This is a genomic window from Niabella drilacis, from assembly GCF_900101395.1.
In the GTDB taxonomy this organism is placed as follows: Bacteria; Bacteroidota; Bacteroidia; order Chitinophagales; family Chitinophagaceae; genus Niabella; species Niabella drilacis.
In genome coordinates this window covers 225,901-247,552 of the sequence record NZ_FMZO01000002.1, presented here as the reverse complement: position 1 = coordinate 247,552, position 21,652 = coordinate 225,901, and the positions used below count along the sequence as shown (strand labels likewise).

The 21,652-nt window shown below is 48.2% G+C and carries 12 protein-coding genes; 5 read left to right on the top strand and 7 right to left on the bottom strand.

Features of this window, described 5'->3' with window-relative positions:
- The first annotated feature begins 61 nt into the window (after positions 1 to 61).
- Positions 62 to 532, top strand: coding sequence for a response regulator (locus BLS44_RS04400; protein ID WP_090388833.1), 471 nt, complete (start codon positions 62 to 64; stop codon positions 530 to 532).
- Between the two features lie 211 nt (positions 533 to 743).
- Positions 744 to 1,931, top strand: a complete 1,188-nt coding sequence (locus BLS44_RS04395) for a hypothetical protein (protein WP_245729097.1) — start codon at positions 744 to 746, stop codon at positions 1,929 to 1,931.
- 425 nt (positions 1,932 to 2,356) lie between these two features.
- Here the strand turns inward: BLS44_RS04395 and BLS44_RS04385 are convergent, their stop codons facing one another.
- The 5 genes from BLS44_RS04385 to BLS44_RS04365 all read right to left on the bottom strand — a co-directional run bounded on the left by BLS44_RS04385 (position 2,357) and on the right by BLS44_RS04365 (position 13,285).
- The gene (locus tag BLS44_RS04385; RefSeq protein WP_090388831.1) at positions 2,357 to 4,183 is read right to left on the bottom strand and encodes a glycoside hydrolase domain-containing protein; all 1,827 of its coding nucleotides are present in this window, start codon (positions 4,181 to 4,183) and stop codon (positions 2,357 to 2,359) included.
- Positions 4,184 to 4,227: 44 nt separating this feature from the next.
- Positions 4,228 to 7,314, bottom strand: coding sequence for a DUF5107 domain-containing protein (locus BLS44_RS04380; protein WP_090388830.1), 3,087 nt, complete (start codon positions 7,312 to 7,314; stop codon positions 4,228 to 4,230).
- Between the two features lie 313 nt (positions 7,315 to 7,627).
- On the bottom strand, positions 7,628 to 10,942 hold the full coding sequence (locus tag BLS44_RS04375; protein ID WP_245729096.1) for a DUF5107 domain-containing protein: 3,315 nt from the start codon (positions 10,940 to 10,942) through the stop codon (positions 7,628 to 7,630).
- Positions 10,943 to 10,973: 31 nt separating this feature from the next.
- Complete coding sequence (locus BLS44_RS04370; protein ID WP_090388829.1) at positions 10,974 to 12,311, bottom strand: sugar porter family MFS transporter; 1,338 nt, start codon at positions 12,309 to 12,311, stop codon at positions 10,974 to 10,976.
- Positions 12,312 to 12,565: 254 nt separating this feature from the next.
- A complete protein-coding gene (locus BLS44_RS04365; protein ID WP_090388828.1) occupies positions 12,566 to 13,285 on the bottom strand; it encodes an SGNH/GDSL hydrolase family protein in 720 nt (239 codons plus the stop codon).
- 335 nt (positions 13,286 to 13,620) lie between these two features.
- On the opposite strand from BLS44_RS04365, the gene BLS44_RS04360 reads away from it, so the two are divergent.
- From BLS44_RS04360 to BLS44_RS04350, 3 genes are all read left to right on the top strand, one after another.
- The gene (locus BLS44_RS04360) at positions 13,621 to 14,508 is read left to right on the top strand and encodes an AraC family transcriptional regulator (RefSeq protein WP_090388827.1); all 888 of its coding nucleotides are present in this window, start codon (positions 13,621 to 13,623) and stop codon (positions 14,506 to 14,508) included.
- A gap of 140 nt (positions 14,509 to 14,648) precedes the next feature.
- Complete coding sequence (locus tag BLS44_RS04355; protein WP_090388826.1) at positions 14,649 to 15,932, top strand: 6-bladed beta-propeller; 1,284 nt, start codon at positions 14,649 to 14,651, stop codon at positions 15,930 to 15,932.
- Between the two features lie 7 nt (positions 15,933 to 15,939).
- Complete coding sequence (locus BLS44_RS04350) at positions 15,940 to 18,864, top strand: porin family protein (RefSeq protein ID WP_090388825.1); 2,925 nt, start codon at positions 15,940 to 15,942, stop codon at positions 18,862 to 18,864.
- Between the two features lie 54 nt (positions 18,865 to 18,918).
- Here BLS44_RS04350 and BLS44_RS04345 read toward each other — a convergent pair whose 3' ends face one another.
- Both BLS44_RS04345 and BLS44_RS04340 read right to left on the bottom strand, forming a co-directional pair.
- Complete coding sequence (locus BLS44_RS04345) at positions 18,919 to 20,139, bottom strand: erythromycin esterase family protein (protein WP_176954313.1); 1,221 nt, start codon at positions 20,137 to 20,139, stop codon at positions 18,919 to 18,921.
- Positions 20,140 to 20,694: 555 nt separating this feature from the next.
- Complete coding sequence (locus BLS44_RS04340; protein ID WP_176954330.1) at positions 20,695 to 21,621, bottom strand: ClpXP adapter SpxH family protein; 927 nt, start codon at positions 21,619 to 21,621, stop codon at positions 20,695 to 20,697.
- Positions 21,622 to 21,652 lie beyond the last annotated feature (31 nt).

The window sequence follows — 21,652 nt, the reverse complement described above, 5'->3', positions numbered from 1 at the left end:
TGAAGTTACGCATAAAAGCATCTAAACACAAACTTACACAAATATTAATTCCAAATAAACTATGGAGCAAAGTCTTCAGTATTCAAATGTCTTGTATGTCGATGACGAAATTCATAACCTGAACTCCTTTAAAGCCTGTTTCCGAAGAGATTTTTCCGTTTTTACTGCCCCGGGGGTAGCCGAGGCCCTGCAGGTATTAAAAGAACAGGAGATACACCTGATCATCACCGATCAGCGGATGCCGGAAACTACGGGCATTGAATTTCTGGAATCAATTATAAAGGACTACCCGGATACGATCCGGATGTTGCTTACGGGCTATGCAGATATCAATGCAGTTGTTGATGCAATTAACAAGGGCCGGGTTTTTAAATATATACAAAAACCCTGGGAAGAAGCCCTGCTCAGACAAACCATAAAGGAGGGGCTTGCCCTCTATGCCACCAACCGCTCTAAAAAACAAATTGCCGAGAAGCTGGAAGAAAATAACCGGCAGATGGAATTCCTGTTGCGCCAGTCCCTCCTTTCCTGAGTTTCCCCGATTCCCTCTTTTTTAGTATTTTCGCCCCTAAATTGCTGATTTCCAGCCCTACCATAATAAGCTCACCTGTCTGTGTTCCTCACAAAGGCCAATTTGGCTGGTTATTTGTGTTTTTCCTGAACAGCAGGAGACGGTTGTTTTCAGGATGGTGCTGCTGCAGATCTGCTGATGGATGGCTATTTTAAAACTATAAATGAACGTGATGAAAAAATTTGCACTGCTGATAGGACTTTTTTATGCGCTTTCTTCCGCCCGGGCACAGGATCCTTCTGTGGCTGGCGCCCAGTCGCTGAGAGATAAGGTTCTTGATGATATTCAGAAAAATTTTACTTCAAAAACAAGATCTTTTGACTCCACCGTAACACAGCTGGATCAGCGCATGTCGGCTCTCGACAAATCCATCAATGAATCCAAAGATGTAAAAGATAAAGCGGATAAACTGGTCTTAAGGGTTCAGGCAGTTGAAGAAAAACAAAAAGCCATCGAGCAGAATGAACTGAATATCTTCCAGGCCAACTACCAGTCTGCAATGGTCAACCTGATCTCTATGGAACGGGAGATCAAGCCCCTGGTGCTTTTCAATTCCACAAAAGCGTTCTTTAACTCTTTGAGCGAAACCGGTAATCCGATGAATTACGATGGCTATACCAAGTGGTATAATTCCTACGCCGCTTTCGTAAAAGAGAAAAAAGCGGAAAGCCCGGTCCTGAATGTCACCAGCAACCTTTTAAGTTTTGCCAGCGGTTTCAGCAAAGGGGTTCCGGTTACCGGTCCGATCACATCCGCTTTGTTTTCGAGCATGACCACCTACATCGACAATATCGGCAAAAAAGAAAAAGCGTTGAAAACACAAAGCGAAGAAATGCTGACGCTTACCATGAAGATCAGCCAGTTTAATTTTGACAACGGGCAAATCGAAAATGAATGGGAGGCCATTACCGCCGAGCTGCAGGATCTTCAGAAAAAATACGACAAGTCGCTGAAGGAAAACCTCGGTATTATAAAAGTATCACAAGCCGATTTTAACGACAATTTTTCCCGCCAGAATGATGCTGAAAGACGCTACCAATACCTTACCCGCGTAAGAGATGAAGCGGCAAAGTTTGTAGCCAACGAAAAAAAGAGCAACCCCAAAGAATGGCGGCAGGCGGCTTATGTGCAAATGAACGACGTACAATCCCTGAAACAACGCTTTGGCCAGGTCACCTTCCGCATCAGCCAGAATCTTTTAAAATACAAAGAGCTGTTTGATAAATACCGTACAGATCCGCAGCTGGGAAGCCGCATCAAAGACCTGGAGATCAAAATGAAGGAACTGCAGGAGTCATTTGACAAGACCTTTGACCCGCTGGAGTATATTAATTCTGCCAACAGGATGTATAAGGTTTGACGTTAGATTCGTGTTTCACTGCTTCAGATCATTCTTTTGTTCAAGGTTTCAGGTCAGATCCGTGTTTCACTGCTTACGAATCATTCGGATTTCTGGTTTTACGTTTGGGATTCGAGGTCTGATGTTGGATCTGTGTGCTTGCTTGATGTTCCATTAACTATTGACCATTGACCATTGACCATTGACTATTGATTATTGACCATTGACCATTGACCATTGACTATTGACCATTGACTATTGACCATTGACCATTGACTATTGACTATTGACCATTGACTATTGACCATTGACCATTGACATTTCCGGCTCTTATAGTTTGATGCAGATTTCGTTCCGGAGGAAAGGTCATAGAGCAACAAAGGATTCCTCATTGTTACATTTAAAATTTTCCATTCTCCCATTTTCAAATTTTCAAATCCAACCGCTCAATCACCCAGTGCCTCCAGCAGCCGCTTTCTTACTTTTCTGAAATAAAGAATGCTGTTGTCATAATCATTAAAATTCAGGATCAGTTCATTTGCCAGCCCCTTTGCTTTTGCCGCATCCTTCTGCTCCAGCATTTTCAACAACTCATAATCGTAAATGCCATCGCGCATTGCTTCAAAACGAATGGAGGTATACAGTTTTTTATACCCCGGGTATACAATATTGGCATCGCCTGCCGGAAGCTTGCCCCTGTCGCGGGAAGCGTCATCCCGTAAAGGGTCCCGGCCACCCCAGTAATTTAATCCCCAATGTAAATAACCGGTAGCCCCGTATTTATAATTGATCCAGTGCAGGTACCGGGTCTGGATCAACGGCTGCTCAATAAACCGGTTGGCATAATTGCCCCGCGGGCCCACACAGGTATAGAACCACACTTCCCTGCCATTCTTTTTCAGCTCCTGGTAAAAGGCATAATCCTTATGATATACATCCAGTACCGGTATCCATACATCAATGCCCTCTTTTAGTTCTTTTGATGTAAGTACCGCATCCATGATCTTTACACCCGGCAAATACTTTTTTACATAGCTGCTGATCGCTACATAGGATGGAGCATTCTTTGCGGTTGGCTCATCTGATATATGCTGCATGTACCTGCCCAGCCATCCCTTCTGTTCGAGGTGCGCTTTTAAAGCAGGCAGGAACTGGTTGAGAAAATTCTGCGTGCGGCTATCATCCACAGGCAGCAGCACGGAGCGCATGCCATATAATTTTATAGAGGGATTTGGGGCCTGTTTCAGCTTTCTTGTTGCTTCATTATCCTCCAGCGGCACTTCTACAAAGAACGGATCATCCCATGCTCCGGATCTCCAGGCCAGGTGTCCGCCCTCGATCCGTTTCAAAGCGCCGGCCCTGTCAAACAGCTCCGCTTCCTTATCGAAGTTGGTAAAGTCAAAACTGTATTTCCCGTCCCGCAATGTATACTTTGTGTTCCAGGCAGCATAGATCCGGTGTACATTCTGATTATGGGATGCCATCATGTCCGCATGTACCTTCAGCAGCTCCCAGTACAGTGGTGAATATAATTCCACTTTATTGCCCCTGTTCAGCAATTCCAGCGACACCGGGTTAAAATGAGCCGACCAGTTGGTGATCCACAACGAGGTTTCGGGCACTTTCACCGGGTATACTTTCACCGCAACCGTACGATGGAACTGTTCTTTCTTCCCATTTACCAACCCGTTTACACGTACCTGTATCCGGTAAACGCCGGCAGCCGTGCTTACGGGTATGGGCACAGAGACCCACAGCGGATTGATCTCTCCCGGAGACAGCGTCAGCAACGTATCATCTACGATCGGATCGGGAAAGTACCCGGAAACAGAGCGCAGCAGGTCTTTGGACGCCGGTGTATAGCTCCGCCCTACCGGAACATAGGTTACCCAGCCGGTTTTGCCGGTGAGCTTTGACGTATTGCCGGGCAGGCAAACAGCAGTAGCCGACAACCCGGTCAGCATCCGGTTAGCCCGGATGACCAGCTGTATGGATGCTGTTTCTCCTGCCGCGGCCCGGATCGTATCGTCCTGTAACGGGGGAAAATACGCCCGCTCCTTAAACACTTTCTCCAGGGCATCCACCTGGTACAGATCGGCACTGTTTTGCGCAGATCCCTTCACAAAAGAAAAAACAAGCGCCAGCAGGAAAAATTTCCGGATGCACAACATTTTTTGATCTCTTATTGCTTTTGCCACGCAAACAGGCCGGGTATTACCGGGAAGGACGCAGCGCTGCAGGAAAAATGCCAGGTGTCCTGATTGTCTGATCATGATCTTTTAATTTGACAGGTTTATATTGAACCTCTTTTTATCGTTTAAAATAATCGTTTATCTTCAGCTTCGGTGATCTGCTTCACCAATTGCCGGTACAGTGCCAGGTCCGGTTTGCCGGTATCCAGGGGCTCGTCCAGGAAGCGTTTTCCCCACTGTACCTTGCCGGCATCTTTCTGGCCGGAGGCCCATTTCCCAAACAGGGCATCGGCCGCTGTTTTCTGGTCTAACGCGGCAAGTGCGGCAACCTGCACCAATGCATTTATGGAACCGGCAGATCTGTTTGAGCCCGCCACCTGCTTTAGTAACTGTTGTCCCTCCTCTCCACGTTTCATTGCCATTTTGGTTACGCCTTCCAAAAACTGCTCCAACCGGTTATCAACAAGGTCATCATAGGGTTTTCCCACTCCCATATTCCGGGGCCATACGGCTGCTTCCCTGATATACCCCAGAGCAGCGGCATATTTTTTTTGCTGCAACGCATCCAGCGCCAATACCAGCTTTATTTCTTCATAAAGCCTTCTTCCCTCCCCTGCTCCTTCAAAGGGCAGGATCTTCAGCCGTTCCAGCACTTCATTGGCCTGCGGGTAACGGCCGTTCCGCATCAGGGCACGCACGTAAAGCATCCCGTTGATATAATCTTCCGGATGCGCGCGGCAATAGGGTTCAATTACCTGCAGTGCAACACTGTAGGCACCGGCAGCAAGGTAATAACGTATGAGATAGTTTTTATACCGCCATCCTTTGCCGGCTTTGTCCGCCAGCTCCAGGTCGCGGCGCTGCAAAGCCGTATCTTCATTCAGGGATGCCCGCACCATATAAAACGGTGCAAAACCGGGGGATTCACGAACACCATTCAGTAATAACCGGGCTTCATTCCGGTTGTTCTTTGCCAGCTGCAACAAAGAAAGCAGGTAGACCGGCTTCCAGCTTTTTGTTTGCGTAAGCACCCAATCAAACACCGGCTTTGTTTCCTCTCTGAACGGGAAAACAAAATCCGGGTCCGCAGCAAGGGCCTGCTTCAGATAGGTGGCACCCATGGCCTGATCGCGGTTTAAATAGGCCCGCCAATACTGCAATTCATTATGATCCGGCGATATTGCCAAAACCTGCTTTGCCTCTTCCACACAGCCCAGCTGGTTGTACCAAATGGCCAGCTCCAGGTATGTCTGGTAGGGAAATTCATTCTGAATAGGTGCTGCCGGCATTTTTGCAGCCGCGGGCGCCTGGCCCCCGCGGTATGTTTCAAACAACAGGAACAGGTTCAGCGGCTCGGCTGCCGCGATCATTTTTTCCACCGCTGCGTTCTCCCTTCCCATTACCCGGTTGGCCAGGTACTGTAACTGTAGCCCCTCTACATTCTGCCGGTTATTGAGCACCGATTTTTCTGCGTACTGCAATGAACGGGTGTAATCCTTCTGTATAAAAAAGATCCGGCCCAATTCAGTATAAGCAGCGCTCCTGAATCCGGTAGTGAGGGCAGCCACATTGAACCCGTCTATGGCATCATTGATCCGGCCCGTTTTATACGCCGCTAACGCATAGTAATAGTTGGCAGCTGCATCGTAGGTATCCACACTCAAGGCATGCCTGGCCACATCAAAGGCTGAATCGTATTGCATACGGTTATAAAGCAGCTGCGACAGCAAGGCAAGGGACGGCACATAATTTTTATTTTTACCAAGTGCCTGCCGCACTTTTATTTCTGCTTCGGGATAGTTCCTCAGCCCGGCCAGGTCCCTTGCATACACATACCATCCATAGGCGGTGTTCCAGTCAAAATCGGCCGGGGCGGTAAGCGGCCGCTGCAATTCCCTGTCGCCTACCGTCCAGGTATACCCCGCCAGCCGGATGGTTGCCTGCTCCCACTGACCGGGAGACAATCCCGTTTGAATAATCTTCGTATTCAATGGCTGCAGCGCTACCCATTGCGCATAGAGAACACGTCCTTTCTGATCGCTTACATACAAGGTATCTTTTATAAACATCAGGGGAGAAAGCCGGAGCGCGGCCCCGCTGACCGCCGCAACACCGGCCTCATTCGCATCCGTAACGCCACCCGTTCCGGCAAAGGGATACCAGTATTCCGTCCATTGATCCGTGCCATACGGAATGAATTGCGTTTGTTTAAATGGTGTAAGGCTGCTGGGGATCGAATTCTGGTTAAACAACCGGCCGCTCTGCATTTCCACATACTGCCCGTCCTTATCGGTCAGCAGCTCTTTCCAGATATCGCCCTGGTCGCTCAGGGCCCAGGAAAACATCTTCCGGCCCAGTTTTTCATCCCCGGCGGTATAGTGCAGCATTCCAAAATCCTCCGATTTCCAATGCGCTCCAAAGTAGGGTTTGCCGCTATTGATAATATGAAAAGACTTGGAGCCTCCGTAATTATTCTCCTTCCACTGTGCTATATCTTTTCCTGCAACAGAATCATAAGGCCACCGGATCACTTCCCCGGAATGCCCGATGGCTGCGGTTCCGGGGTAGATCAGCTGCAGATCATTTTTGGCATATACCGCCGAATTGGACCACTGGTAGTAGGGCTGCTCCGTAGCAGTGGCATTGAACCAGGTAGAGCGGGTTGTAAAAAAGGCTTTATCCTTTTCCAGCTTTATTTCCACATTCCAACGGGTACGGGTGAGCAGCTCCAGGCAGCCGATGATACAGCTTACACTGCCCTCTTTGCCGGTGCGCAGCTGATAATCAACCGGGGTTGCCGTATTGGGAGTATGGCCGATCACCCCATAGTTAAATTCCACCCCGCCGCTCGTCCAGGGGCCACGCATGGCAATATCCCTGAACTTTACCACGCTGTTATTGTACAGGAAATAGCGCCGATGAACCTTATCATAAGCCGACCATACCTTTCCCCCGATCTCCGGGAATATTGCTACCCGGATAAAATCATTCTCCAGCTCCACCACTTTCCATTCTTTATGTACAGGAGTAGCCGTAAAGCCATCAAACCGGAAATAAGGATATATTTTACCAAAGGAAGGGATCGGGTTCGGATCTGAAAAAGGATAAGTGATATAGCTCTTTTTCAACTCCCGGATCACTGCATTCTTTTGCGCTGCCGGGGACAGGCAAAGAAACAGCAGGTATAACATGCAGAAGCAACCTTTTTTCATTGTTATTTTTTATCGAATTTACTCCATCCGGACCGGCAACATACCTGCACCGGCTGCACACCGGGGTACAGCGGCAAGCGCTCTTTTTCCTTAATACCCCTGCAAAATAATCATATTGCAGACAGGAATGCTCAAAAATATAAAGATCTGTTCTCCTTACGGACGGATGCTGTCAAACTATATAAACGCACAGCAAAATGCCCGGATTTATCAATAAACCCGGGCAAACATCATTAAAAAACTCGTTAAAGACAGGTGTATCTTATCCTGCCACGCGGAGAACCCGCATGCACATTAATCAGGTCACCAACCGTTACAAAACGGGTATCAGGCCCCGGTGCAGGGTGGCACCGGTATGTGCAGGGTCCAGCTTCAATACCCGGCCCAGATACTGACCGGCTTCAGCCCAGGCACCCAGGCCCAGGTGCCCCAACCCCATCAGGTAATAACAGTGGATCCTGTTACGCAGGTCCAGATCATCGTCAAAGATCATCAGGTCCGGAAGGGATACCGCAAAAAAGTCGATCGCGACCGTATCATTCAAATGTGCTTCACCATAGCGGATCAGGTTGCGGAACCGCTGTTCTGCTTCTTCCTGCCTTCCTGCTTTCCGCAATGCCATCCCCTGGTAAAAGATCTGATCCGGCTGCTGATCGTTGTAAAAGATGGCCGGTGCAGGTTCTGAAAGACCTACTGCAGCTTTCTCCCAATAAGCCTGTGCCGCAGCCCGGTTGCCGCCAGCTTCCGCCACGCATCCCAGCCAGTAAAGGATGTCGTTCTCCTGGGCGCCATACAGCTTTCCTTCTCCCAGGTTTGCCGGGTATGCGCGGGCCTTAAGCAACAAATCACCGGCACTCTCCAGGTCATTTTTTGCCAGTGATTGTTTGGCGCGCGCTACGTGGATCAGTACATGCTGCCCGGAGGTTTTGCCCTCTCCTCCTTCCCAGGGGTGAAAGTTACGGGCACTCAGCAGCCGGCCGGCCTCTTCAAACCGGCCCAGCAGGGAATGCAAGCCAATGTATTCAATATAAAGATCATCGCGGTCCCGCACCAGACCCGGGTATTGGTTCAAGTATGACAGGCGCGTTCCGGGATGAATGTTAAACCGCTTCTTTAACTGGTCCAGTTCAAACAACACCCTCGAATCCGAAGGGTCGGCATCAAATGCCTTTTGGAACAGATGAAGTGCGGCTTCCTTTTTACCAAATTTATTATAGTAAGCGATCCCGAGGTTCCTGTTCGTGGTGGCAAAATCAGGGTTAATGGCTAGTGACTGCTCCCAGCAGGTACGGGCCTGCTCATAGAGACGTTTCCCATAATAAAAATTACCGAGGTAATAGAATGCCTTGTAATCACCGGGATTCAGCTCCACTGCGGTTCTCAGCACTGCAATGTCCTCAATCCGGTTAGGAAATACGCCATCCGGCTTCATACCGAACGCTTGCCGCAACCATTCCGCCGCCCGCTCACCGTTGCCGGATAAATGGCTAAAATACCCCCGGTAATAACTGACCATCGGATCGGTTGTTTCCGCCGCTGTCATTGCTAAAAACGCAATGGCCTCCTCATAGAGGCCGGCGGCAGCATATTGCAGGGCCATTTCAATAAAGGAGTAGGAACGGTTACGCAGCTGCCGTTGCAGCTGCTGTAATGCTTCCCCAGCAGCCGCTGCGCCCCGGTGCTGCTGCAGGTAGCCGCACCATTCATACCGTGCTGCAAAATCAAATGCATCAATCCGCAATGTCTCTTCCAGCAAAGCGGCCGCTTCATCATCCCGGTTCAGTTTCCGCAACGCAATTGCCTTTATATGCCGGGCCTTCAGGCTGTGATAGTTTCTTAAAACCGATTTCTCGGCAAACCCGGAGCAGGCCTCCCAGTCATTTTGAAGCGCGCTGATGTAGGCGAGCTGCAGGTAAGCATTATCCTGCTGGGCTGCATTCCACGTACTTTTATACAGCCAGTCTTTCGCTTCGTTTAACCGGTTCTGGTACTGCAGGCAAAGACCCAGGTTATACAGCGGTTCACCGTCGTAGGGATTAGGGTTCTTTGCCATAAGTTTCTCCACTGCGGTGCGGAGATAAGGTTCTGCGGTTTCAAACTGGCCACGGCGCAGGTACCACAGCCCCATGGCATTGTTACACCGCACATCGGTTGCGTCCCGCACTAATGCCTCGCGGTAATAATCCAGAGGCGAATAGGTGGCATGCCGGTATTGCTCCAGATGCAGACCGGCCAGGTATAGTTCCTCGCTGGTAGAAAGCGCTTCCGGCCGCAGTATGGGTTTTGCAGGGTCCGGTATGGCCTCCGTATTGCGTTCTACCGGCGTATAGGCAATCAGCAGTTTCCCGTTCCCGTCCAGCACTTCTGCTTTTAGCTGGCAGCTACCCGGTGCACCGGTGATGGAAACCTGCTTCTCAAAACTTTCCAGTGGTGACAGTACCACTGTTTCAGAAAAGAGCTCCTGTCCTGCCTGCTTCAATTTTATGGTTACCGGCTGCTCTTTTGTTATGTATACCTGCACCCTGGCTGTAAGGTCCGTTGTTTCCAGGTTTATCATCGCATCTGCAGAAGCATTCTTTACATACCCAATGTTCTTATACGGCATGAAGTATTGTTTGAAGGTCCGTACTTCATTAGGCATGATCCAGCTAAAGTCCGGCTGGTTATCGGTGTACACGCCGCACATCAGTTCAAAGTAAGGGCCATCCTCGTCGGTAAGCTGGCGATCCCATGCCTTGCCAAATTCGCCGCAACCCCAGGTCCACTGTTTTTTTCCCGGGCTAACATGATGATTCGCCACATGCATGATACCCGCCCTTTTCTGATGATGGTACCCGCCCACAAAATTGAAGGCACTGTTCACCGCCATATAAGAAGTAGGCACCGGGATATTGGTGTAAATGGAAATATCGGTACCGGGCGCATAGTCTACCTTATAGTAAGTGCCGGTTGCAATCGGAAATGAGCTTACATCCCGTTTTCCATGATCAAAAACGGCATTTACATCCGGCGGAAATACACTTTGATAATGTTCATCCACGGCAACTGCCGGGTTCGCCCACCACAAAAAGGTTTGCGGAAAAGGCGTACGGTTATACAGTTTTGCCTCCAGTTCTATGTAAGCCTTATCTGCATACAGGGTAAAGCCCAGGGCACACTTGGTCCCAAACATTTGCTCGTACTCGTTTACCCATACGGTTTTACTGCCATCTTTATTTTCAACGATCTGAAAATCGGTGGCATCAAAAGTGGTGGGACGATGGTGCTGCGGCCAGTTAAATTCGATGCCACCGCTGATCCAGGGCCCCAACAAGCCCACCAATGCAGGTTTGATGACCCTGTTGTGATATACGAAATGATAGTCATTGGTTTTATCATAGGCCATCTGTATCCGTCCGCCCAGCTCCGGAAGGATCATTACTTTCAGGTAATCGTTCTCCAGGTATAAGGCGGTCCACTCCTTCTCTTCTTTTTCATCATATACTTTATCGATCACCTGGTAAGGATATACGACCCCGCTGCTACCCTGGTACACCCGTTTTTCCAGGAACATCGGGTTCTTGTCGGGTTGCCCGGTTTTATAGGTAGGGATCTTCACCACTTCCTGCCAGGCCTGCACTTCCATCATCTTCGTTTATAATTTAATTTAGTTATCGTGATCAATGGCCGGAAAAAACAGTGTCCATTTCTTCCAGCGATTTCCCTTTGGTTTCCTTCACCCGGAACTTCACAAATACAAAGCCGATCACACAGATTCCTGCGTAAATATAGAATGGTGTGTAGGTACCCAATTTTTTTGCCAGTATGGGGAAGGTAAAGGTCAATACCGCATAGGAAGCCCAGAGCGCCAGCACGGCAATGGATGTAGCGGCCCCTCGTACCTTATTGGGAAAGATCTCTGATATAAGCACCCAGGTAACCGGAGCCAACGTCATAGCATACAAGCCGATGGCGGCCAACAACGACCAGGAAGCTGCCGGTGACTTTTGTTTCAGTAGTACCGCGCTTACAATATACAGCAGGGTGAGCCCGACGGCCCCCAGCAACATCAGCGGCTTCCTGCCCAGCTTGTCTACCTGCCACATCGCCACCAGGGTACAGATCATATTCACCAACCCGATAAATACGGTTTGTTTTAACTGATCATCCTGGCTGAACCCTACGCTTTCAAAAATGTTTGCCGTATAGTTAAACACCACGTTGATGCCGCAAAGCTGCTGAAATACGGCGAGTCCGATACCGATCAATACCACCGGGAAAACGGAGCGCTGGAATACATCCTTATAACGGACCACGGTATCACCGGCTACCGATTTGCGGATCGCCTCCAGCGTGTGGGCTGCATAGTCCCCGCCACCGATCTTTTTTAATATCTTTTCTGCAGGAGAAAGTGCTCCTGCCTTGGCCAGCCAGCGCGGACTCTCAGGCAGCCAGCAAACACCCAGTAAAAAAAGCGCGGCGGGCACGGCACCCAGTCCCACCATCCAGCGCCAGGCATCTGCCCCTTCATTCCGTAAACTGTAGTTGACCAGGTTGGTAACAAAGATGCCGATCACAATGGTCAGCTGGTTGATGGCCACCATACGACCGCGCATATTGGTGGGCGCTACTTCGGCAATATACATCGGCGACAGCACTGAGGCCATCCCCACACCGATACCCGCCGCAAAACGGGCTGCTATGAATGTTGCGCTGTTATGCGAAAATGCCATTGCCAGGGAAGAAACAAAAAATATTGCTGCCGCCAGCATCAGCCCCCTGCGACGCCCCCAGCGATCGGAGATCCGGCCGGCCAGCAGGCATCCGACGATGCAGCCAAGCGCCAGCGAAGCCGTGGCAAATCCTTCCTGCACTTCGTCAAAACCGAATTGCTCTTTCAGGAACGGAAGCGCCCCGGCGATCACCGCAAAGTCGAACCCGAACAAATAACCACCCAGTGCAGATATAAAGGAAATGCCGATGATATAGGACGTATTGAATGAATACTGACTTTTCATACTGAAGCGATTTTAGGAGCACAAAGATGCGTACATAAAAAGGTAAATAGAATGGATATCCTTACGAAAAAAAAGGATGATCTTATGAAGCAGGCATGGCATGCCATTCATCGATCCTCCCGGTTGCCTCCTTCCATAAACCGTAAAAAGACGGCTGTTATACGTTCCCGCAACAATTGCTGCGCCTGTTGCAGGGCGTTTCTTTGCCCCCCGGAACCCGGGGGCTTATTGATCATTTTCCCGTTAACCCCAGCTTATTTTGTCTGAAACCATTGCATGATACGATCTGCGATCAGCCGGTGCCCTTTCTCATTGGGATGGTTGCTTTGCGCCATGTAATCGCGAACGTCTTTGCCACTCCGGGCCTGCTCATAGAACGCGGCATAGCTGTCTGCAAGACCGATCCTGTATTTTGCGGCCAGCCGGATCAGCTGCTGACTGAATTGGTTTAGTATATTATCCTGTTTGAGGAGATCCACCGCCAGGTCCGGGGAAGCTGTCATCAGGATGACCTTTATTTTCTTTTTCAATGCCTGCCGGATCATCTTTTCCATAGCGATACGGGATGCTTCCAGGCCAATGGCCCGGTCGTTAAGGGCATAGTCGATGAACAATACATCGGGGCAATGCGGCAGCACATCCTTCTTCAACCGTTTCCGTCCCTGTACGGAGTTTTCACCTCCAATGGAAGTGGTGATCACATTAATGACGGCGTAGGGGTACAGCTCCTTCAGTTGCTGCAATACCTGGTGCGGATAGGCCTCAAGCGTATGCACAGCAGGCGTTTGAAAATAGCCACTGGGAACAGAATGCCCGTGAAACACCAGGTTAATGGTGCGGTTTGCCGGCCATTTTTTTCCCAGTGCGGCCTTCAGTTCTCCCAGGTAGGTTTGCGGATCCGCCTGGGCCCGGACGGCCATGATTGCCGGTAAGGTAAAAAGGAGCAGCAATAAATGAGCGATCCCGTTTTTCATTCCCTGTTTTTTATTCGTTGATATAAGGCTGCCGCCATCATAAAACTGCCCGGCATGGCTAAGAGATACCAGCTGTTCAATGATCCCAGCTGTTCATACGGCAGTGATGGCAGCTACGCAAAGATGCGCAGATAAAAGGTAAACGGGATGGATCCGTAACATTTTTTACCTTTTCACTTTTTTTTACGCCGGAACTCCAGGCTGCTCCGCAGGGAACGCAATGCAGTAGAAAAATACCAGGGGCCCAGCAGAATGGATATCCTTATCAAAAATATGGATACATTTACACCACTATTACCCGGGCGGTTGTTCCGCAATAAAAAACGGTTCGTTCCATGAAGCCAGTCAACACAAGCAGTGCTCAAAAAAAAAAGGAAGGCTTTGAAGGCCAGCTGGCCTGTATTCTTCCGCAGGTGAAAGTAAGATTTTGCGCTCAGCATGTTTTCTGCAAAAACCTCTACATTACAGATATGGGGTATTACCCGCTTGCCGCACACCACGAGCGGGAGCGCCCAAAGGGCTGCACCCAGTATATTTTAATTCATTGCGTAAAGGGAAAAGGCTGGTATTCGATAGCAAACAAACGATACGAAGTAAAGTCCAATGAATTTTTTATTATTCCCCCGGGAACCGCACATTACTATGGCGCACACGAAAAGGATCCCTGGAGCATTTACTGGCTCCACTTTTGCGGCGCTGATGCCGGGTTTTATTACCAGCTGCTTACAAAAATACAGGGGAAGGCTCCGGTGAGTGCCGCAGTCAGTACTTCACGGCACCTGATATTCTATGATATCCTCCAGCACCTGGAGCTGCCGGACAATGCGGACAACCTTATTTACGGCTGCAGTTGCGTACATGCATATCTTTCTTCTTTCCTGAATACCCAAATAAAGTTATCGGTTAATGAAAACGACGTCATTCAGCAGTGTATTACATTTATGAAACAGAACCTGGACAAGCCCCTCCGTTTGGATGAGATCAGCGCGGCAGTAGGGCTTTCATCCTCGCATCTTTCTTCATTATTTAAAAAACAGGTCAAATCCAGCCCTATTCATCTGTTTACCTCTCTTAAGATACAGAAGGCCTGCCAGATGCTGATGGACCGTTCGCACAATATTAAAACCATCTCTTACAGCCTGGGCTATGAAGACCAGTATCATTTTTCAAGGGTTTTTAAAAAGATCATGGGCATCTCACCCAAACACTTTAAGAATAAATAGCACCAAAGAGCCCTTGCCGCTGTAAAAGAGGCGGGGCGCAACAGTGCCAATCACCCGCAGAATTAACAAATTGCTATATAAAAAAAGAAGCCGTATCTGCATTTGCCCCGTACATTTGATATACGGATGAGGCTTCTACTATGATAAAAAAACTAATGCTATTGGGTTTGCTTATCGGAACCTGGAGTATGGTATATACCCAGCCCCGGCCGGTATTATTAGACCCGGCAAAAGCCAAAGATACTACCCGCTCCGGCATTTTTGATGAAACTGAGTTCATTCCACTGGAAACAAGCCATCAATCGATTTTCGGGATCATCAAACAACTGGTGGTAACGGATAAATATTTCATCATCCTGGATACGGATACAGATGCGATCCTTTTCTTTGATAAGCAGGGGAAATTTATTACAAAATATAAAAACGCCCCCAAACGTTACCGTATTCATTTCATTCAGCAGGACAAGTCCCGTAATGCCCTGCTTATTTTTAGCCAGCATAAAAATTACAATCTTACACTTACAAAACTACAGGCACACCTGGCAAAGGACCAGGGATCAAAACCCTCCACACTGGTAAGCGCTACCCGGCTTTATCTCAACGATCTGCCTGCGCTACGCACTGAAATCGTACCCGCACCGGCATACCTGCTTGCCAATCCCGTTTCTTTAGGCAGCCGCAAATTTATATTCAGCTTTATCCGGTCCGATGCCCAGAACACAGAAATGCAGGATCATGAGTTAAAAGTGATGAATGAAGACAGCGTCGTCCGGGAGTATTTCCCGTACCACACAAAGACCGATTCAGTTTTTTATGGCCGTACAGCCCACCAGTGCAGCTTTTTTCCTACTTTAAATGACTCGGTGCTTTTTATATCACGCCCCTTTCAACCTTTCATTTACAGGCTCACGCCGGACTCGATAGCCGCAATGTATGAAATAGCCGGATCTAAAATGCGGCCCGCGGCATCTATGCCGAACGCGTTTTCCTTTGCCCCGGTTGACCAGATCTCTTTTGGCAGTATCACCATTAGCACCAGGGCCGGCAGCGGTGGAAGTCTTTTGGGAAGCAATATGAATACCGTCAACAATTTTGCGAACCTGGAACGGTTCCTTTTTTTTAATGTGCGGCAACCTTTTGGCAATTACAATTACTATGTTTTCGACAAAAAAGAAAATCGACTTTACGACCGCAGCAAATTAAAAGCGGACAGCAGCAGTTTTCTGTTCCCCCTGCAGGGGCCGGTACTGGCATTTGACGAAAAAAACATTTACCAGGGCCTTTCGGCAAGAGCACTTTTTAATTTGAAAAAGGGCGCTGCAAAAATGAACCCGCAATACGAAAAAACCCTGGCCCGGTTCTATAAAACCGGTAAGCCGGCAGATAACCCGGTCATTCTTCGCTTAAAACCCAAAGAAGATTAATGCGCCTATGAAACTGCTGCCTGTTATCCTGTTACTGTTTCTTCAGCTGGCATCCCCTGCCCAAAACAAAGGTATTATTAACGGCAGGGTGCTTAGTTCCATTGACAGCAGCGGTCTTCCTGCTGCAACCGTTACTGTTTTTAAAAAAGCCGACTCCGCCGCCATCAATTACCAGGTAACCGGAGAACAAGGGCTCTTTGAAATAAAAGAGCTGCCCCTGAAAACACCCTTGTATATTTCCGTCAGCCATACCGGCTTTGTATCCCATATAGCAGATCTTTACCTGGATTCTGCAAAAAGCGGTCTCAACCTCCGCACTATAAGCCTGGTAAGAGATACCGGCCAGGTATTGGAAGAAGTGATTGTAAAGACCATAGCCCCGGTAACCCTCAATGGCGACACCCTGGAAATCAACCCGGCCGGCATCCGGCTGGATTCCACTGAGGTTGCAGAGGAAATCCTGTTAAGAACACCCGGGGTAGCCCGCTGGCAGGATAGCACCATTACCGTAAACGGCAAAAAGGTAAAGAAGCTGTATGTAGATGGTAAGCCCTTTTTTGACGGTAGCTTTAATATGGCGCTGAAGAACCTGCCAAAGCATGCCATTGATAAAATACAGGTATACCAGGAGCGCGATTTCTATAAACAGAAAATCGAAGATATGCAGAAGGATACCGCGGTAGTAATGAATATAAAGCTAAAACCAGATAAACGTAAAGGCCATTTCGGCAACACGACTGCCAGGGCCGGAACCAACAAAAGCTATGGCGCGGATATGTCTATGCAGGTGTATAATAAAGGATCGAACCTTGGTTTCAATGCTACCGTCAGCAATACCCGGAAAGCACTGGGCAACATAGAACCTGTACTGCAAAACAAAGACCTGAACATCCAAAACAACTGGAATACGGGAGTCGATTACCGGAAAAACCTTAAAGAAGTAACCGATTTTTATAATGAAAAATCATTGACCGGGCAGTACTTAATAACCGGAGACAGGAATAGCTCCGTAAACAACCGCACTACTGTAAGGAACCTGGGCAACACTAAATTCACCGACCTCAACAACGGTTACAGCCTCTCGCGCTCGCTATCCCAATCACTAAGGGGGGCGTATAATTCCCGCAAAAAAGAAAGATCTTTTTCAACCAATGTTTCCTATCGCCGTACCCATTCCAGTTCGGAAACTGAAGGAACCGGCATTTCATACAGGAACGATTCAATACCGGCAAGCCGCTCATCCAACCGATCGCAGGCCGATAGCTATCGCAACGATCTTAATCTCAGTGGAAACTATAGCAACACCTCAATAAATGAGGATCCGGGACCGAAAAACTTTTCAGCCAATTACGCCATCGGTTACGGCACTACCCTGAGCAACAGTAATACCTATAGCCGTTTCGATGCACTGACGGACAGTATTTATACAGACCTCTACGACAGGAAATATGTTAACAGGAACTCAAACCTGAACGGCAACCTGGGACTGAATTATGGCGGGCTGCGGCAACTGCTGTTAAAGGATCATAATTTCTGGAATATCAACATGGGCCTCAATAATAATACCCAGTACTCCGGATCAGAAATAAACGCCGATGTCGCCGACCGGGATACGGTTACCCATACCTATAACCGGAACAACAACCTTTCCAACCTCAGCAGCACCACAAATATTAACAACAGGACCGGCCTGCAGCTGGCAAAAACGTTCACCAAAAACATTACCGACCGGTTCAGGCGTACCATACAGATCAGCACCAACCTGCAGAACCAGTTGCTGTACCAGCGGAATGTTTCTACACTCAGCTATCGCAACCGTACATTTATTTATAACTTTTTTACACCGGCATCCGGTATTTCCTATAACTATTACAAAACAGAAGGTGCCAATATCAATATGAACCTGACACATAACAGTTCAGCAACAGCTCCTACCATTGATCAGCTATATCCCATACAGGACAGTGCAGCCAACCGGTATCGCATGATTGTGGGTAACCCCAACTTAAAATCAAGGTTCAACAATGTCTATAACTTTAGCTTCGCTTATAATAAAAACGGCGGCTTTGAAAGAAAGAACTCGTACAACGCGGCATTAAACCTGGGTTATAATAAAGAACGGAACGGCATATCAGACAGTACGATCTATGACGGCAATGGAGGCACTACTACCTATTTTATTAATACCCCGGGATCAAAAATGTTTAACACGGGTTTCAATGCGGGTCTGTCGCTGATGTTCAACAAAACGACCATCCAGGCAAACACCAGCGGCGGCTATGCCACAGGCAGTGTTTATTACGCTGCCGGTGCCGGCGTCAGCAACTCCTTTAACGGAGGTACAAATCTGAATATATCGCACCCGGTACGAAAAAATATTTATCAGCTCAGCTATAACGGGAATTGGGGGAGTGCGCGCGGGCCGCAATATATCGATGGCGACCTGTTAACCTACAAAAATGACCGGCTCAATCACAATATTACGCTTTCCTTTAATGCACCTGGAATAATCGACGTATCCATACAGCAGTCCATTTCAAAAACAAATGCCGAGCAGCACGGTGATCGCAGCGCCTATACCCCTACCAGGACTCAATCGTATAATACTGCAGCAAGGTTTACCCTCAAAGTACCCAAAAATTTCACCTTAAGCAACAGCTTCCGTTACAACAAAAATATTTCAGTAAACCAGCAGCCCATCCGGAATATCAATTGGGACGCTTTTGCGGGTTACGTCTTTCCCAAAAAGAAAAAAATGTTTGAAACCCGGGTATCCGTATTCAATATCCTGGGACAAAACCAGACGGTGAATAGCTATTCAAGCGGAAGCACAACAACTACTACCGTGTCGCAGGGATTGCAACGCTACTTTCAATTTACGCTTTCCTATTTTCCCAGGCAATTTGGAGGCAGGGCTAAAAGGGCGGGTTAATCTGTGTCAGTCAGGGGCAGCCGGGCCTTTAGCAGGGCGCCGCCGTTATAACCTTTAACGGAAATATCCGGGTGCATTGGTTTTGCTGATGAATATATACCCATCAAATAATTCCTCCAGTTTTATAGCATCGCTATAAGAAATACGCTGGGGAGGGCCATAGCCAATAAGGCGCAGCGGGAGTGACCTTGTCCCTTTCTCAGCATTGCGGAGGTCCGCAAAAAAAGCGGGGAGTTTCATATTGAAAAAATATTCATCCCAGCTGGGATGTTTTACATCTGGCAGAACAAACCTTTTCATGACGTTCGTCCGCGTATCAAACCGGTCATCAAATCCCCCATATTTTCCAGCTGCCGTCCCCATGCCCAGGGAATAATATTCAGGTACCTCCTGTTTTATATAGCCCCCACACCCACCAACGCTATTATCTTTAAACGGGGACTTCAGCGCAAGATGTACCGAATGTGCCCATATGATCATTTTACTATTTTTAGCGATCTGCACAGCCATCAGTGCCATACTCCGGTCCCTGCCTCTCTCTCCGGTGCTCCAGGCCCTTACACTCAATACCGCGGTTTGAAGCAGCTCCGAAACAGGGAGTTTATCCACTTTGATTGAGCTGTCAATTTGTTGCAGGATGGATCGTATACTTTTTAGCTGCCCCCCCCACCGGGATCTGTCTAACCCTTTCATTTGGGCGTCCCAGGCAGCATCGTATTGCAATGCTTCCCTATAAAGATCGTTTGCTAATGATGCTAATGGGTATAAGTTTGCTTTTTTTGATTCATTGATTATAATCCCTGCAGCGTTTGCGAGGTAATTAAAATCCATTCCTGAAACGGAAACTTTTTCTGAATGACTTCGATTATATTCCCTTATCCACTCAAAAAGGGTTTCAATTTCTTCATTTTGCCATAACGAGAGCAAATATTTCTTCATCCCCTCTTTTATAGACCCGGATGAATTAACGATCTCATTAAAATAATAAGCATCCCCAAAGGCGTTCTCAAAGCAAATGATCCGAAACCCTTTGTTTTCTATCAGTTCTTTGATAAGGCTGATCCGGAGATCATTAAACTCTTTTGTTCCATGTGTACCCTCTCCCAGCCCCACAATCCTGTTGGCGCCCATTTCATTGATCATTGGCTGAAGCTGCGTAATCGATATCTTACGTTCGTCCAATCTTAAAGGGAATATATGCTTCTCCGGCCCGCTTTGCGCAAGTACCCGGATCACAGAAAAGAAAAGGACTACTAAAACGGATGCTTTTTTCATTCTTTCAAAAATACCATTAATAAAACACATCCTGCCCGGAAAGGTCCTCGTTATCAGGGCAAACGCATCTAATTTCAGCATTGTTCAGCTCCTGAGGAGCAGCGTGTTTATAGTACGCTGCTGTTTTATCAACCCGGCTCCCGTAGGAGCCGCGTGTTTGTTGGGTCGGAAATTTTACGCGGCTCCTACAGGAGCCGGCTTTTCTCTTCAATACCTTGCTATAAACACGCGGCACTTACAGTGCCAGAAAATGCTCCGGGTGTGCTCTTTTTACCCAATTTAGATGCGTTTGCCCTATCCTCGTTATTGCAAACCGGGTAGATCGTGCCCGTATAGGACCTGTTTACTGCATAGCATTTTTCTGCCTGCCGGTACTTCATTTTTCAAAGAATGCTCCCAAAACAGCCATACAGGTGTGGTAATAATCCAACACCGGGTCAGGAATTTCTCATTTCATCCTGCTCCCAAAAATGTACTACAACCCGGGAGGAGCCACCAATGACTCCGGGCGCTAATGCAACAGCATCAACCGCAGCGCCCGGCCTTGTTACGGCACTACATACCGGCAGCAGGCTTTTCCTTCATCCAGATAGCACCGTTTTTGGTCGTTCGCTTTTCTACAGATCCTTTTGCGACCAGTTCATTCAGCAGGGTTTCACTTTCCATCCGCGGCGTACCCGAAAGCTCAGAGAACTCTTTTGCCGTAAGCGAGGGGTAAATGGAAAAAAGGGTTTCCCAGTCTTTGCCGTACGTTTCCCTGGCAGCCCGGGGATCAAGTTTTAAGATCGCCGTTTCATAAAAAGGATAGGGCTTTGTACCATATACGATTTCCTTATTGCCTGATGGATCTATAAAGAACATAGTGGGAAACCCTCTTACGCCCAATGTGCCGGCAAGGTTCAGATCTTCTTCAAAAAGCAGTTTTGCATTGCCTTCAAAATCAGTTTTCAGCTGTGCCGCATTTAGCCCGGCCTTTTGCGCTGCCGTTTCCAGGTGTTCCCACCGGGTGATATTCTTTTTTTGAAGGAAGACCATCTCGCGGATCGTCCGTAAAAACAAAACAGCTTTTTCGCTACTTTGCATTTGTGCGGCTTTAAATGCGATGGAAGGCGGGTAAGACGACGGCAGCGGATCCTCCAGCCAAACGTCCCCGTCAATCGGCATATCATAATAAACGCTTACCTCATCCCAATGGTGGGCTACATCCGATGGTTTGCTGATGCCGCCGCTGTTATAGCTCCAATCGGGCAGCAAGCCGCCCATCCGGTATTCTATTTCTATATTGCCTCCATATTCCAGCTTCAGCTTCCGGAGCTGGGGTTCTATCCCCCAGCAGGAAGAGCAGATCGGGTCTGTAAAATAAATAACCTTAACCGGTTTCTTTGTGCCGGGAATAACAACATCCTTTTTAAGGGTTCCGGCAGGTATGCCGCAAACGCCTTCAGCCGGATCACATAAAAGCGGATTATTCTGATCTTGCATCACTCAATTTAATTTTATATTTGTGCAAAGA